Raw genomic sequence first — 16,067 nt, forward strand, 5'->3', positions numbered from 1 at the left:
GAGAGGGTTGGGGTGAGGGCAATCCTTCCCCTGCTAATTTTTCATTTGCTAACAATTTGCCTGCCTATAATTCAATCAATTTTCATCTGCCTATATCATTGAAATAAAAATGACATTTTTTTATGTCATAACTTTGACTAGCACATGACGAAACGCTAATGTTGAATTAAAGTAAAATAAGTGTTGCAATTAAGATAAAATTTGATGTACTTAAAGCACGAGCGGTAGTTCCCGGCTGTGAATTTCAATCACATTGGAGATCGCGAATGGTAGGGTCCTGTACTGGACGATTGAAAAAACATCTTACCCGCACCAACCAGCGCGGAGGCCTCTCCTCCGGCTTCGTTATCTTCACCGCTAAATATCTTGATTCCACAACACCTCAACGTATTAACGATGCGCTAAGCGGCGTCACGCGTCTAACTGGTGCATCCTCTCAACCGGCAGTTCATGGCTTAAAAGGAAGCCAAACCTCATCCGTTAGTAAGCATAATCGCGCACCTGATCGTGACGCGGGAAATGAAACCAACTGTAAGGTGCCATCCATGGGAAGACAGAAAGCAGTGATCAAAGCTCGTCGTGAAGCAAAACGTGTGCTGAGACGGGATTCGCGTAGCCACAAGCAACGCGAAGAGGAATCGGTCACATCGCTTGTGCAGATGAGCGGCGTTGAATCTATCGGCATGGCCAGGGATTGCCGTGATAACTCACCAATAGCGGCGCGAAATGAGGCTCAACAGCACTATCTTAATGCCATAGAGAAAAAGCAGCTGATCTTTGCCACCGGCGAAGCTGGGTGCGGTAAAACGTATATCAGCGCGGCGAAAGCCGCTGAGGCCCTGATACATAAGGATGTCGACAGGATCATTGTTACCCGACCAGTCCTGCAAGCTGACGAAGATCTCGGCTTCTTGCCTGGGGATATTTCGGAAAAATTCGCCCCTTATTTCCGCCCGGTCTATGACATTCTGGTGCGACGTTTAGGGTCGTCTTTCATGCAGTACTGCCTGCGTCCCGAAATCGGCAAAGTAGAGATTGCGCCGTTCGCCTATATGCGCGGACGTACCTTCGAAAATGCGGTGGTTATCCTTGATGAGGCGCAGAATGTCACCGCAGCGCAAATGAAAATGTTCTTAACGCGCCTTGGGGAAAACGTGACGGTCATCGTCAATGGCGATATCACACAATGTGATTTGCCACGCGGCGTTCAGTCCGGTCTGAGCGATGCTCTGCAACGTTTTGAAGAAGATGATATGGTCGGTGTTGTCCGTTTTGGCAAACAAGATTGTGTGCGCTCAGCCCTTTGCCAGCGCACGTTGAATGCCTACGACTGATTCCAGGTGTAAATTGATTGTAAAGCCCAAACTCTGTTTGGGCTTTTTTCTTTGCGCGAATTATTTACCCGAAATGTGAAGGGTATCAAAACGGATAGTCAAGGAGAGACAATTTTAGACTCCCCATAATTATTCCCCGCCGACGTGTTGCCGTATACTTATCCCAACAAGAAAAGAATCAGAACTTTCCAATCAGTCCCTTTTGCAGGCGTGGGTTGTGCTGATTTCCGACATGCAGACTGTTGCAACGTGAGGCATTTATTATGACGACTAAAAGACGTATCTACCTATTTTGTTCTGCCGGAATGTCCACCTCATTACTGGTATCAAAAATGAAGGCGCAGGCAGAGAAGTATGAAGTGCCAGTCATTATCGAAGCGTGGCCTGAAACGCTGGCTGCTGAAAAGGGCAAGGATGCGGATCTGGTATTACTCGGGCCGCAAATCGCTTATATGCTTCCAGAAATTCAAAAAGTATTACCGGGTAAACCGGTAGAAGTTATTGATTCAGCAATGTACGGCAAAATTGATGGATTAGGCGTACTGAAAGCAGCAGTCGCATCTATCAAGAAGGCAGCAAATAATTAATTTTATATTTTGTTTTATTTTTCCGTCAAAGAACGACCTTACACAACCTGGCCGCAAGACTCTTGCGGCAATAAAGGAAATTACAAATGAGTAAAGTCATTGATTCACTTGAAAAGATATTGCTTCCTTTCGCAGTGAAAATTGGGAAGCAACCGCACGTCAACGCAATTAAAAATGGTTTCATCAAATTAATGCCATTGACCCTTGCCGGGGCCATGTTTGTATTAATCAATAACGTCTTTCTAAGTTTTGGCGCCGGTTCCTTTTTCTATTCCTTAGGTATTCGCTTAGATCCCTCGACCATTGAAACCCTTAATGGGTTAAAAGCCATTGGCGGCAATGTGTATAACGGCACATTGGGTATTATGTCGCTAATGGCTCCTTTTTTCATTGGTATGGCGCTTGCTGAGGAACGCAAGGTTGATCCACTTGCTGCCGGTTTATTATCCGTTGCAGCATTTATGACCGTAACGCCATATAGCGTTGGCGAAGCTTATGCTGTCGGTGCGAACTGGTTAGGGGGTCAGAATATAATTTCCGGTATTGTTATTGGTCTGGTCGTTGCGGAGCTATTTACTTTCGTTATCCGCCGCAATTGGGTTATTACTTTGCCTGATAGCGTACCGACTTCGGTATCACGGTCATTCTCAGCATTAATTCCAGGTTTCCTCATCCTGTCTATTTTCGGGATTATTTCCTGGGTGCTGGCGAATCACGGTAGCAACTTCCACCAGATCATTATGGATTCCATCTCTACACCGCTGGCGTCGATGGGTGCGGTAGTGGGCTGGGCGTACGTTATCTTCAACTCCCTGCTGTGGTTCTTCGGTGTGCATGGTTCACTGGCGCTTACCGCGCTGGATAACGGCATCATGACCCCATGGGCGCTGGAAAACATCGCTCTCTACAACCAGTACGGTTCTGTACAGGCTGCGATTGATGCAGGCAAACAGTTCCACTTCTGGGCGAAACCAATGCTCGACTCCTACATCCTGTTGGGTGGTTCTGGTGCGACACTGGGTTTAATTATCGCCATCTTCATGGTTTCACGCCGCGCCGATCACCGTCAGGTTGCGAAACTGGCACTGCCATCAGGCATCTTCCAGATTAACGAACCTATCCTGTTCGGTCTGCCAATCATCATGAACCCGGTTATGTTTATCCCGTTTGTACTGGTGCAGCCGATTCTGGCAGCTATCACGCTTGCGGCTTACTCGCTGGGGATTATTCCACCGGTCACCAACCTGGCTCCGTGGACAATGCCAACCGGGTTGGGCGCCTTCTTCAACAGTAACGGTAGTATCGCAGCACTGTTAGTTGCTCTGTTTAACCTGGGTGTCGCGACATGTGTCTACATGCCATTCGTTATCCTGTCTAACAAAGCGCAGGCTGTAATCGAAGAAGAAGAAAGCGAAGAAGATATTGCTAATGCACTGAAATTCTAAAACTTAGGCTGGGGGCGGGATTTTGCCCCCAGCCACTTTAAAATACCGGGAGAGAATGTGATGTTTGACTTAGACAATGTTGTAGAAAGCGAAGTGGATACCGACGATCTTGAAGAAGTCGTGATGGGTTTAATCATCAACTCAGGCCAGGCTCGCAGCCTTGCATACGGCGCACTGAAAATCGCGAAAACAGGCGATTTTGAAAAAGCCTGGGAGTTGATGGCGCAGTCTCGTGAAGCACTGAACGCCGCGCACCTGGTGCAAACCAAGCTGATTGAAGGTGATCAGGGTGAAGGCAAAACTAAAGTGAGTCTGGTACTGGTTCATGCACAAGACCACCTGATGACCTCGATGCTTGCCCGTGAGTTGGTTACAGAACTTATTGAGCTTCACGAAAAAATAAAATAAGTTGGAGTCCCTATGCAGCCACCGGTAATCAGTATGGAAATCAACACGGCACGCGAGAGCCAACTTTTTGATGGTCAACATTTCCACATGTTCATCCACAACAAAGTCGAAAGTGTCTCCGGGCTGCACCAGCATGATTATTACGAATTTACGGTAGTGCTGACAGGGCGTTATTACCAGGAAATCAACGGTAAACGTGTGCTACTGGAAAGAGGGAGTTTTGTCTTCATTCCACTCGGTTCTTATCATCAAAGTTTTTATGATTTTGGTGCCACCCGAATTCTGAATGTGGGTATCAGCAAAGCTTTTTTTGAACAGCATTATTTACCGTTATTTCCGGCATGTTTTATTGCTTCGCAGGTTTATCAGATTAAAAATGAATTTCTGACTTACATTGAATCTGTGACGGCCTCATTAAACTTCCGACAAGGGGAGTTCAGTGAATTTCTCGAGATGGTGACGTTTTATATTGTGAATCGTCTGCGCCATCATAAAGAATCTGAGTCTGGCGGTGATATCCCAGGCTGGCTGAAAAATACTGTTGAGCAGATGCATGGCAAGTTGATGTTTGGCGATAAAGCTTTAGTGAATATGGTTGGGTTGTCCGGTAAGTCACAAGAGTACTTAACCCGCGCCACACAACGCCATTACGGCAAAACGCCAATGCAAATTATCAATGAGATAAGAATTGATTTTGCGAAGAAGCAGCTAGAGATTACCAACTATTCTGTCACCGATATTGCCTTCGAGTCAGGTTATAGTAGTGCCAGTATGTTTATTAAAAACTTTAAGAAGTTAACTTCTTTTACACCGCAACATTATCGGAAACAGTTATACAGTATTAAATAGTCATTATTCATATCCATTGTGAATGTATTAGTGAAGGTTGGTAAACATATCCCATGTTATAAGTGCGGCATATAACCTTCAATAATACATCTATATCGCTGTCTTAATTTACAGTGCAATAAACTTGTACCGGAGTCCTCATGAGTAAAAAATTGAAAGTTGTCACAATCGGTGGTGGTAGCAGCTATACCCCTGAATTACTCGAAGGTTTTATTAAACGTTACGAAGAGTTGCCGATTACTGAATTATGGCTGGTTGATGTTGAGGCAGGTAAAGAGAAACAAGATATTATCTTTGATCTCTGTTTGCGTATGATTGAACGTGCCGGCGTACCGATTGCTTTATATAAAACCCTGAACCGCCGCGAAGCTCTGGTTGATGCCGATTTTGTTACCACGCAATTGCGTGTCGGGCAGCTTAAAGCCCGCGAACTGGATGAGCGTATCCCGTTAAGTTATGGCTATCTGGGCCAAGAAACTAACGGAGCTGGCGGGTTGTTCAAAGGCCTGCGTACTATTCCGGTGATTTTCGACATCATCAACGACGTTAAAGAAATCTGCCCTGACGCATGGGTCATTAACTTCACCAACCCAGCCGGTATGGTTACCGAAGCGGTATATCGCCACACCGACTTTAAAAAATTCATTGGTGTTTGCAACATTCCAGTGGGCATGAAAATGTTCATTAAAGATGTGTTGAAACTCGCACCAACGGACGAACTGAACATTGACCTGTTCGGCCTGAACCACATGGTGTTCATCAAAGATGTCATTGTTAACGGGACTTCCCGTTTTGATGAACTGCTCGATGGCGTGGCCTCCGGTACGCTGACTGCGGGTTCCGTGAAAAACATCTTTGATTTGCCGTTTAGCGAAGGCCTGATTCGTTCACTTCGACTGCTGCCATGTTCTTACTTGCTTTATTACTTCAAGCAAAAAGAGATGCTGGCCATCGAAATGGGTGAGTTCTACAAAGGTGGCGCACGTGCCACGGTTGTTCAGAAAGTCGAAAAACAGCTGTTCGAGCTTTATAAAGATCCGGCCCTGAATGTGAAACCTAAAGAACTGGAACTGCGTGGCGGGGCTTACTACTCTGACGCGGCCTGCGAAGTGATCAGCGATATCTACAACGACAAGCAAAGCGAGCATTACGTTAACGTGCCGCACCACGGTCATGTTGATAACATCCCTGCGGACTGGGCGGTTGAAATGACCTGTACCATCGGTCGTGATGGCGCAACTCCGTCGCCGCGCATTACTCATTTTGATGAGAAAGTGTTAGGCCTTATCTACACCATCAAAGGGTTTGAAGTTGCTGCAAGTGAAGCGGCTTTAAGCGGCAACTTTAACGACGTTCTGTTGGCGCTCAATTTGAGCCCGCTTATCCATTCAGATAAAGACGCCGAGAAAATTGCCCGCGATATGCTGCTCGCGCATGAAGCTAATCTGCCAAACTTTGCTAAAGCGATCGCTGAATTTAAATAACTGGACGCCTTCCCTGCAAAGGGAAGGCAGCTTACCGAGGCGATAATGGACAAGTTATTAATTGTTAACGCGGACGATTTTGGGCTATGTAAGGCGCAAAATTACGGCATCATCGACGCATTCGTTAACGGTGTTGTGACGTCAACTACCGCGATGGTTAACGGGCAGGGGATTGAACACGCTGTTGCGCTCAGTGCTAAACACCCCGGCCTTGCTGTTGGCATGCACTTTGTGCTGACCTTAGGGCGACCACTTTCTGCCATGCCGGGCCTGGTAGATGAAAAAGGCGAGCTGGGTAAATGGATCTGGCAACGGGCTGAAGAAGATACGCTGCCGCTGGCAGAAATTGAGCATGAGTTGGAATGCCAGTTTGCGAAATTCATCGAGCTATTTGGCCGCATGCCGACGCACATCGACAGCCATCACCATGTGCATATGATTGCGCAGATCTACCCGATCGTTGAGGCCTTTGCCAAAGAGAAGGGGATTCCTGTTCGTTTTGACTATGAAGCTGCACTTTCTGCCGGGTTAGTGCGCGAAGGCGTTAAAGCGCCACAGGGGTTTGACAGCAGCTTTTATGGCGACGCCATCTCAGAAACGCTGTTCCTCAATACGCTGGATCGCGCCATGGCGCGTGGTGAGCAATCATTAGAAATAATGTGCCACCCATCATTTATTGATAACACTATCCTTGCGAGCAAATATTGCTATCCGCGCCTAGCTGAACTGGACGTACTGACCTCCTCTTCGCTGAAGTACGCGATAGCAGAGCATGGTTACCGTTTGGGAACGTTTACAGATCTTTAAAGGGTATTATTGCCAGCAGGGCAACGGCGAAAACCGTTGCCCTTTTTATCAGGCTGATTTTTTGAGGATCAAGAAAAGGTTGTCGACCACGTCGGGCGCTTGCTCATACAGGTTGAGGTTTTCCGGCTGCATCAGCCAGTTTTTAATGATCCCACTAAAATAACCGTGAATGATGGTTATCGTGAGGTCAACATTGGTATTTAAAGGGATCTTTCCTTTTGAAATACAACTGCGTAAAATTTTGCTCATCCTTTCACGATTAAACCAGAAGCGTTCTCTTATTTCCCTTTCAGAATACATTTCTCCAGAAAACTCACACGTATGGTAAAGAATTTGTAATAACTCATACTGGCGACGGTCTGAGGAGATCACCTTTAAAGTTTCTATAAAGATTTCACGTAATAACTGAAAATCGTCATCAGGTATTTGAGACTTGAGCTTTCTTCTTATTTCCTGAGAGATACAGGTTTGTGTATTCCAGATTTCATTAAACAGTGACACTTTGCTGTCAAAGTGCCAGTAAATGGCGCCACGGGTCATGCCCGCTGCGTCGGCAATATCGGCAAGTGTGGTCGTGGATACGCCATTTTTAGCAAATAGTGTGATCGCGACATCGATCAGATGTTGACGCGTTTTAAGCGCCTCCAGTTTGGTTTTTCTTGCCATGTTAAATTAACTCTTTGTGGATATTAGTTACAAGAATTAACAGGTTTAAACATTGTTTTTCTATTTGTTGTTAATCTATTTAGAACGCGAATTATTGTGTGCTCTAAATTTTTCTATGTCCAGCGTTGGAATATAAGATTTATACATACAGCCGTGAATAATTAATCGACGAAGCCTCTGTTAAGCTGACCATCTTTATATGCATTACCCCGTCAGACCTATAACAGGGAACTTTTTTACATGGCGAAGTTTTTTATCGAGCGCCCTATATTTGCCTGGGTGCTGGCGATCATTTTGATGCTTGCTGGTGTGCTGTCCATCATCAGTTTGCCGGTAGCTCAATACCCGACAATTGCCCCGCCTGCGATAGCTATTAACGCAACGTATCCAGGTGCTGATGCCAGTACCGTTCAGGACACAGTGACGCAAGTCATTGAACAGAATATGAACGGACTGGATAACCTGATGTACATGTCCTCAACCAGCGATGCCTCAGGCAGCGTGGGTTTAACACTGACCTTCAAATCAGGCACCGATCCTGATATTGCTCAGGTCCAGGTGCAAAACAAACTTCAGCTCGCCATGCCTCTGTTGCCACAAGAAGTGCAGCAACAGGGGATCAGCGTGAAAAAATCCTCCAGTAGTTTCCTGATGGTTGCCGGTTTTATTTCTCAGGATGGCAGCATGAGTCAGGATGATATTGCTGACTATATTTCGTCCAATATCAAAGACCCTATCAGTCGCACGGCCGGGGTAGGGGATGTGCAGCTTTTTGGCGCTCAATACGCGATGCGCATCTGGCTTGATCCTAATGAATTGAATAAATACCAGTTAACCACGCTTGATGTGGTTAACCAGATCAAAACTCAAAACGCGCAGGTAGCAGCCGGGCAGCTCGGTGGAACGCCAGCAGTTGCTGACCAACAGCTCAATGCGTCAATTATTGCTCAGACTCGTCTGCGTGACCCGGAACAGTTCGGCCACATTCTCCTGAAAGTGCAACCCAACGGTGCGAAAGTTGAATTGCGTGATGTCGGTCGCATCGAACTGGGTGGAGAAAACTACAACGTTATCGCCCGCTATAACGGCAAGCCAGCCGCAGGTCTGGGCATTAAATTAGCAACCGGTGCCAATGCTCTGGACGCCGCCAAAGCGGTGCAGGAACAAATGGCGCGGCTGCAACCCTATTTCCCGCACGGGTTGAACGTGGTGTACACCTATGACACTACGCCATTCATCAAAATATCCATTCGCGAAGTGTTTAAAACGCTGCTGGAAGCCATCGTTCTGGTGTTCCTGGTCATGTATCTGTTTTTGCAGAACCTCCGTGCCACCTTGATTCCCACGATTGCCGTGCCGGTTGTTTTGTTGGGCACCTTTGCCGTGCTTTCTGCGTTTGGTTACTCCATCAATACCTTAACGATGTTCGGCATGGTTCTGGCGATAGGCTTGCTGGTGGACGATGCCATTGTGGTGGTGGAAAACGTTGAACGCGTGATGGTGGAAGAGGGATTGCCGCCGAAAGAAGCAACCCAAAAATCGATGGCGCAGATACAAGGAGCGCTGGTCGGTATCGCCATGGTGTTGTCGGCGGTGTTTATTCCAATGGCATTTTTCGGTGGCTCAACCGGGGTTATCTATCGCCAGTTCTCAATCACCATTGTTTCAGCAATGGCGTTATCTGTCCTGGTTGCGCTGATCCTGACACCGGCATTGTGCGCGACACTGCTCAGGCCTGTTGCCAAAGGTAGCCACGGCAAAACCACCGGGATTTTTGGCTGGTTTAATGCCCGCTTCGAGCAAAGCACAAACCATTACACCTCCAGTGTGAAACTGATCCTGCGCCGTACCGGGCGTTACATGCTGCTGTACGTGCTGATTGTGGTTGGCATGGCGCTTTTGTTCCTGCGTTTACCGACCTCATTTTTACCCGAGGAAGATCAGGGTGTGTTCCTCACCATGGTGACGCTGCCCGCAGGGGCAACTCAGGCCAGAACTGAGAAAATCATGGAACAGATCACCCAGTACTATTTGACCAAAGAATCAGCCAACGTCGAATCGGTATTCACCGTTAACGGCTTCAGTTTCAGTGGTAAAGGGCAGAATAACGGCCTGGCGTTTGTGCGCCTGAAAGACTGGGATAAGCGCAAGGGTAAGGAGAATGAAGTCGAGGCGATTGTTGGCCGCGCTACGCGTGCCTTTAGCCAGATTCACGACGGAATGGTGTTCGCCTTTAACCTGCCTGCAATCACTGAATTGGGTACGGCGACCGGGTTCGATTTTGAATTGATCGACCAGGCGAGCATGGGCCACAAAGCATTGACGCAGGCTCGAAACCAGTTACTGGGTATGATCTCAAAACACCCGGATATGCTGGTGCGTGTGCGTCCAAACGGTCTGGAAGACACACCACAATTTAAGCTGGAAGTCGACCAGGAAAAGGCGCAGTCGCTGGGTGTTAGCATTTCAGATATCAACCAAACCATTGCTACCGGCCTGGGAAGTACTTACGCCAATGATTTCATCGATCATGGGCGCGTGAAAAAAGTATACCTCCAGGGTCGCGCGTCCAACCGCATGCTGCCACAAGATATCAACACCTGGTATGTGCGTGGCAGTAGTGGGCAAATGGTGCCATTCTCCGCGTTTGCAAACGCTCACTGGATTTACGGTTCCCCGCGTCTTGAGCGCTACAACGGTCTGCCTTCCATGGAGATCCTGGGAGAAGCTACGCCCGGTAAGAGTACCGGTGAAGCCATGCTGTTGATGGAAGATCTGGCAGCGAAATTACCTGCCGGGATTGGTTTTGACTGGACCGGTATGTCTTATCAGGAACGTTTGTCCGGCAACCAGGCACCTGCGTTGTATGCCATCTCTTTACTCGTCGTCTTCTTATGCCTGGCCGCACTGTATGAAAGCTGGTCAATTCCTTTCTCGGTCATGTTGGTGGTGCCGCTCGGCGTGGTGGGTGCACTGCTGGCCGCATCGCTGCGCGGTTTGAATAACGACGTCTATTTCCAGGTCGGGTTGTTGACCACCATCGGCCTGTCGGCAAAGAACGCAATTCTTATCGTCGAGTTCGCCAAAGATCTTATGGACAAAGAAGGCAAAGGGTTAATTGAGGCCACGCTCGACGCGGTGCGTATGCGCCTGCGCCCAATTTTAATGACTTCGCTGGCCTTTATTCTCGGCGTCATGCCGCTGGTGATCAGCAGTGGGGCAGGGAGTGGTGCGCAAAATGCCGTGGGTACCGGTGTGATGGGCGGGATGGTTTCCGCCACGCTGTTAGCCGTGTTTTTTGTCCCGGTATTTTTTGTCGTGATAAGCCGTCGCTTCGGTAAGGCGAAATAACAGGAATACGTCGCCGGTGAGGTTTGCATTTGCGCATCGGCGGCAAGTTTTTACTTCAAGAGTCTGGCCTGGTGCCGCGCTTACGGATGCCAGTACGCTTTGTTTTATTAAGGAATAGTAATGAAGAAATACGGTGAGTTCATCATCCTGCCTTCTGTGCTTTTACTCACAGCGGGAGTATTAACGGGTTGTAATGATAAAGGCGATGAAAAGGCGCAAGCGCCTGCGCCGCAAGTCAATGTGTATACCGTTAAAGCAGCGCCGTTGGCTGTGACGACTGAACTTCCAGGGCGAACTGACGCCTTCCGTGTCGCTGAAGTTCGCCCACAGGTTAGCGGCATTATCCTGAAGCGTAATTTTGTTGAAGGCAGTGATATTGCGGCCGGCAATTCTCTGTATCAGATAGATCCGGCGCCTTATCAGGCGGCCTGGAACAGTGCGCAAGGCTCACTTGCCAAGGCACAAGCGGCTGCGAATATCGCACATTTAACCGTAAAACGTTACCTGCCGCTGCTTGGCACAAAATATATCAGCCAGCAGGATTACGATCAGGCCATCGCCAGTGCTCAACAGGCTGACGCTGAAGTGAAAGCGGCAAAAGCAGATGTGGAAAACGCGCGTATTAATCTTGCATACACCAAAGTCTCATCACCTATCGACGGGCGTATTGGTAAATCGAATGTCACCGAAGGGGCGTTGGTCACCAATGGCCAGGCTTCATCGATGGCGACGGTGCAGCAACTCGATCCGATTTATGTGGATGTCACCCAATCGAGTAACGATTTTATGCAGTTAAAGCAGGCCGTTGAGAAGGGCAGTCTGCAAAAGCCCAACGGCAAAACCGCCGTACAACTGCTGATGGAAGATGGCCAGCCTTACCCGCAAAACGGTGAACTGGAGTTCTCCGATGTCACGGTCGATCAGACCACCGGTTCGATTACCTTGCGTGCTGTGTTCCCGAATCCACAGCACCAATTGCTGCCGGGCATGTATGTGCGCGCAAAAATTGACGAAGGCATTCAGCCTGAAGCGATGCTGGTGCCGCAACAAGGCGTAACCCGTAACCCACGCGGTGATGCCACGGTGATGGTTGTCGCTGAAAACAATAAAGCTGAAGTCCGTGAAGTCACTGCACCGCAGGCGATTGGCGATCAATGGCTCGTCACCAAAGGCGTTAAGCCGGGTGACAAAATCATCGTCAGTGGGCTTCAACGCGTGCGTCCTGGAGTGGCTGTTCAGATAGTGCCGGACAGCGCTGCCGCCCAAACTCGCTGAGGTATTCTGGAGCATGGCTAAGTTTTTTATTGAACGACCAATCTTTGCCTGGGTGCTGGCGATCATTTTGATGATCGCGGGCGCACTGGCCATTCTGCAGCTGCCCATCGCGCAGTATCCGACGATTGCACCACCGGCGGTTGCGGTAACCGCGACTTACCCAGGTGCGGATGCTCAAACGGTGCAGGATACCGTGACGCAGGTTATTGAACAGAACATGAACGGTATCGATAACCTGATGTACATGTCTTCCACCAGTGATTCTGCGGGTGGCGTGACCATTACTCTGACCTTTAAATCAGGTACCAGCCCGGATATTGCGCAAGTTCAGGTGCAGAACAAACTGCAACTGGCTATGCCGCTTTTACCGCAAGAAGTGCAGCAGCAGGGCATTAGCGTAGAAAAATCCTCAAGCAGCTTCTTGCTGGTTGCCGGTTTTATCTCTGATAACCCGTCGCTGACGCAGGATGATATTTCCGACTATGTAGCTTCGAGCATCAAAGATACCATCAGCCGTACCAATGGCGTCGGGGACGTGCAACTGTTCGGCGCGCAGTACGCGATGCGTATCTGGTTGAATGCTGATGCACTGAACAAATATCAGCTCAACCCAGGTGATGTTGTCAATCAGCTAAAAATGCAGAACGACCAGGTTGCCGCAGGGCAGCTCGGTGGCACGCCTGCGGTTAAAAATCAGCAGCTTAACGCTTCGATCATTGCACAGACTCGCTTAAAGGACCCGGCTGAATTTGGCAAGGTCACGATGAAAGTGAACCCGGATGGCTCGGTCGTTCATCTTAGTGATGTGGCACGCATTGAGTTAGGCGGTGAAAACTACAATACGGTGGCGAAAATTAATGGTCAGGCCGCTGCTGGCCTGGGTATTAAACTTGCCACAGGTGCGAATGCGCTGGATACCGCAGCGGGCATTAAGGCAAAACTGGCCTCACTGCAACCTTACTTCCCGCAGGGAATGAAAGTCGTTTACCCGTATGACACCACTCCGTTTGTGAAGATTTCCATTCATGAAGTGGTGAAAACGCTGTTTGAAGCCATCATCCTGGTTTTCCTGGTGATGTACCTCTTCTTGCAAAACCTCCGTGCGACTTTAATTCCCACCATCGCTGTACCGGTGGTGTTGCTGGGAACATTTGCTGTTCTTTCCGCGTTTGGCTATTCAATAAATACGCTCACTATGTTCGGTATGGTCCTGGCGATAGGCTTGCTGGTGGACGATGCGATAGTGGTGGTGGAAAACGTTGAGCGCGTGATGGTTGAGGATAATCTCTCACCGAAAGAAGCGACGAAGAAATCGATGGGCCAGATTCAGGGCGCACTGGTCGGGATTGCCATGGTGCTGTCGGCGGTATTTATTCCGATGGCCTTCTTTGGTGGTTCGACTGGGGCAATCTATCGCCAGTTCTCGATTACGATTGTTTCGGCGATGGCGTTGTCCGTATTGGTTGCGCTTATCCTGACCCCCGCACTTTGCGCCACATTGTTAAAACCTGTTGATCCACAGGCGCATCAAAAAACGGGGTTCTTTGGTTGGTTTAACGATAAATTCAACCAGAGTGCACATCACTACACTGACAGCGTCAGCAATATTCTGCGTAACACCGGGCGTTATCTGCTGCTGTATCTGATTATTGTTGCCGGAATGGCGGTTCTCTTCCTGCGTTTGCCAACATCATTCCTACCCGAAGAAGATCAGGGTGTGTTTATGACGATGGTACAGTTGCCTGCCGGCGCAACGCAAGAAAGAACGCAGAAAGTGCTCGATCAGATAACGCATTACTATCTTGATACCGAAAAAGCCAACGTTGAGTCCGTGTTTACCGTAAACGGTTTTAGCTTCAGCGGGCAGGGGCAAAACTCCGGGATTGCATTTATTAGCCTGAAGCCCTGGGATGAACGATCCGGCAAGGAGAATGCTGTCGGCGCCATTGTTGAACGTGCCACCAAAGCTTTCAGCAAAATTCGCGATGGTCTGATATTCCCGTTTAACTTACCGGCAATTATGGAACTGGGCACGGCCACAGGTTTTGACTTTGAGCTGATAGACCAGGCAAACCTTGGGCACCAACAACTGACGCTTGCGCGTAACCAACTGATGGGGATGGTGGCCAAACATCCTGATATGTTGACGCGTGTTCGCCCGAACGGGCTGGAAGATACTCCGCAGTACAAGTTAGAAATCGATCAGGAGAAAGCGCAGTCACTCGGTATCAGCATTGCGGACATCAACCAGACGATTGCCAGCGCACTGGGCGGCACCTATGTGAACGATTTTATCGATCATGGCCGCGTGAAGAAGGTGTATGTGCAAGCTGACGCCCGTTTCCGCATGTTGCCGCAGGATATCGACAATTTGTACGTGCGTGGCAGCAATGGGCAAATGGCTCCGCTTTCGGCGTTTTCATCTGCCCATTGGATGTATGGCTCACCACGCCTCGAGCGCTATAACGGTCTGCCATCTATGGAATTGTTGGGTGAGGCGGCACCGGGTAAAAGTACCGGTGAGGCAATGGTATTAATGGAAGATCTTGCCTCTAAATTGCCAACCGGTATTGGTTATGACTGGACCGGAATGTCGTATCAGGAAAGGCTTTCAGGGAATCAGGCGCCTGCGCTCTATGCCATCTCATTGGTGGTGGTGTTCTTGTGCCTGGCCGCACTCTATGAAAGCTGGTCGATTCCGTTCTCTGTCATGCTGGTGGTGCCACTGGGTGTGGTCGGGGCGCTGTTAGCCGCGGCGATGCGGGGAATGAATAATGACGTTTATTTCCAGGTGGGACTGTTAACGACAATCGGCCTGTCGGCTAAGAACGCCATTCTGATTGTGGAGTTCGCTAAAGACCTGATGGAAAAAGAAGGCAAAGGGTTAATCGAGGCCACGCTTGATGCGGTTCGTATGCGACTGCGTCCAATCCTGATGACGTCGTTGGCGTTTATTCTGGGGGTTATGCCGTTGGTATTAAGCAGCGGTGCGGGCAGTGGCGCTCAGAACGCTGTAGGTACTGGTGTTATGGGCGGGATGCTCTCAGCGACCTTACTGGCCATCTTCTTCGTACCGGTATTCTTTGTGGTGATACGAGCACGATTTAGTAAGGGCAAGTCAGAGTAGAATGTAGAGTGGAACGATCAAGCCCGAACTTAGGTTCGGGTTTTTTTATGTTTGTTTTGGTGAATGACAGACGAAAAAAAAGTCTGAACGTGAATTCAGACTTTCTCTTGGAATATGGCGGTGAGAGAGGGGTTCGAACCCTCGATACGTTGCCGTATACACACTTTCCAGGCGTGCTCCTTCAGCCACTCGGACACCTCACCGTTTTGTTTCTGTTGCCAATATCAGGCGGCAACGGGGCGGTACTATAGGGATTGAAGCCCATTCGGTCAAGTTTAATCTTCTGATTCTGTACCGTTTGGTCAAGGTGTGAACGATAAGCGTGTTTAAACAACATGCGAAGAAATTTTGATGGGATTTTACACAAATGACAGGCAAAAAAAGTCTGAACGTGAATTCAGACTTTCTCTTGGAATATGGCGGTGAGAGAGGGGCTGACTGCGCTGCGCTTGCCCTACGGGCGTCATGGCCGCAAGCGCCCCTGACGTCCAAATGCTGGCGCATTTGTCGAACCTCGGGTCGAGGGTTCTCACCCATCTCTCCACGGGTTTCGGGCGAAAAAAAAGTCTGAATGTGAATTCAGACTTTCTCTTGGAATATGGCGGTGAGAGAGGGGTTCGAACCCTCGATACGTTGCCGTATACACACTTTCCAGGCGTGCTCCTTCAGCCACTCGGACACCTCACCGTTTTGTTGTTCCTTGACTACTGGAACGGGCGCTAATGTAGGGAAAA

Annotated in this window: 11 protein-coding genes and 2 tRNA genes; 10 read left to right on the forward strand and 3 right to left on the reverse strand. The window is 48.9% G+C overall.

Annotated features, from left to right (window positions below):
• Positions 1-545: 545 nt before the first annotated feature.
• The 7 genes from phoH to chbG all read left to right on the forward strand — a co-directional run bounded on the left by phoH (position 546) and on the right by chbG (position 6,914).
• A complete protein-coding gene (gene phoH, locus M975_RS04470; protein ID WP_064557678.1) occupies positions 546-1,334 on the forward strand; it encodes a phosphate starvation-inducible protein PhoH in 789 nt (262 codons plus the stop codon).
• A 263-nt stretch (positions 1,335-1,597) separates the two neighbouring features.
• Positions 1,598-1,921 (forward strand): PTS sugar transporter subunit IIB, encoded by a 324-nt coding sequence (locus tag M975_RS04475; RefSeq protein ID WP_064557679.1) that lies wholly within the window; start codon positions 1,598-1,600, stop codon positions 1,919-1,921.
• A gap of 86 nt (positions 1,922-2,007) precedes the next feature.
• Positions 2,008-3,366: a PTS N,N'-diacetylchitobiose transporter subunit IIC gene (gene chbC, locus M975_RS04480; protein WP_064557680.1), complete on the forward strand. Its 1,359-nt coding sequence runs from the start codon at positions 2,008-2,010 to the stop codon at positions 3,364-3,366.
• Positions 3,367-3,426: 60 nt separating this feature from the next.
• Positions 3,427-3,774 (forward strand): PTS N,N'-diacetylchitobiose transporter subunit IIA, encoded by a 348-nt coding sequence (chbA, locus tag M975_RS04485; protein WP_064557681.1) that lies wholly within the window; start codon positions 3,427-3,429, stop codon positions 3,772-3,774.
• Positions 3,775-3,786: 12 nt separating this feature from the next.
• Positions 3,787-4,623, forward strand: a complete 837-nt coding sequence (gene chbR, locus M975_RS04490) for a transcriptional regulator ChbR (protein ID WP_064557682.1) — start codon at positions 3,787-3,789, stop codon at positions 4,621-4,623.
• A 140-nt stretch (positions 4,624-4,763) separates the two neighbouring features.
• The gene (locus tag M975_RS04495) at positions 4,764-6,107 is read left to right on the forward strand and encodes a 6-phospho-beta-glucosidase (protein WP_064557683.1); all 1,344 of its coding nucleotides are present in this window, start codon (positions 4,764-4,766) and stop codon (positions 6,105-6,107) included.
• Positions 6,108-6,152: 45 nt separating this feature from the next.
• On the forward strand, positions 6,153-6,914 hold the full coding sequence (gene chbG / locus M975_RS04500) for a chitin disaccharide deacetylase (RefSeq protein WP_064557684.1): 762 nt from the start codon (positions 6,153-6,155) through the stop codon (positions 6,912-6,914).
• Between the two features lie 48 nt (positions 6,915-6,962).
• Here chbG and M975_RS04505 read toward each other — a convergent pair whose 3' ends face one another.
• The gene (locus M975_RS04505; RefSeq protein ID WP_064557685.1) at positions 6,963-7,580 is read right to left on the reverse strand and encodes a TetR family transcriptional regulator; all 618 of its coding nucleotides are present in this window, start codon (positions 7,578-7,580) and stop codon (positions 6,963-6,965) included.
• A 240-nt stretch (positions 7,581-7,820) separates the two neighbouring features.
• Between M975_RS04505 and M975_RS04510 the strand changes: the two genes are divergently transcribed.
• The 3 genes from M975_RS04510 to M975_RS04520 all read left to right on the forward strand — a co-directional run bounded on the left by M975_RS04510 (position 7,821) and on the right by M975_RS04520 (position 15,333).
• Positions 7,821-10,931, forward strand: a complete 3,111-nt coding sequence (locus tag M975_RS04510) for an efflux RND transporter permease subunit (RefSeq protein ID WP_064557686.1) — start codon at positions 7,821-7,823, stop codon at positions 10,929-10,931.
• Positions 10,932-11,051: 120 nt separating this feature from the next.
• The gene (locus tag M975_RS04515; RefSeq protein WP_064557687.1) at positions 11,052-12,206 is read left to right on the forward strand and encodes an efflux RND transporter periplasmic adaptor subunit; all 1,155 of its coding nucleotides are present in this window, start codon (positions 11,052-11,054) and stop codon (positions 12,204-12,206) included.
• 13 nt (positions 12,207-12,219) lie between these two features.
• The gene (locus M975_RS04520; RefSeq protein ID WP_064557688.1) at positions 12,220-15,333 is read left to right on the forward strand and encodes an efflux RND transporter permease subunit; all 3,114 of its coding nucleotides are present in this window, start codon (positions 12,220-12,222) and stop codon (positions 15,331-15,333) included.
• A 115-nt stretch (positions 15,334-15,448) separates the two neighbouring features.
• On the opposite strand, the gene M975_RS04525 is transcribed toward M975_RS04520, so the two are convergent.
• Positions 15,449-15,536, reverse strand: a tRNA-Ser gene (locus M975_RS04525).
• 396 nt (positions 15,537-15,932) lie between these two features.
• Positions 15,933-16,020, reverse strand: a tRNA-Ser gene (locus M975_RS04530).
• Positions 16,021-16,067 lie beyond the last annotated feature (47 nt).

The sequence above is a fragment of the Buttiauxella brennerae ATCC 51605 genome (genome assembly GCF_001654925.1).
Classification (GTDB): Bacteria; Pseudomonadota; Gammaproteobacteria; order Enterobacterales; family Enterobacteriaceae; genus Buttiauxella; species Buttiauxella brennerae.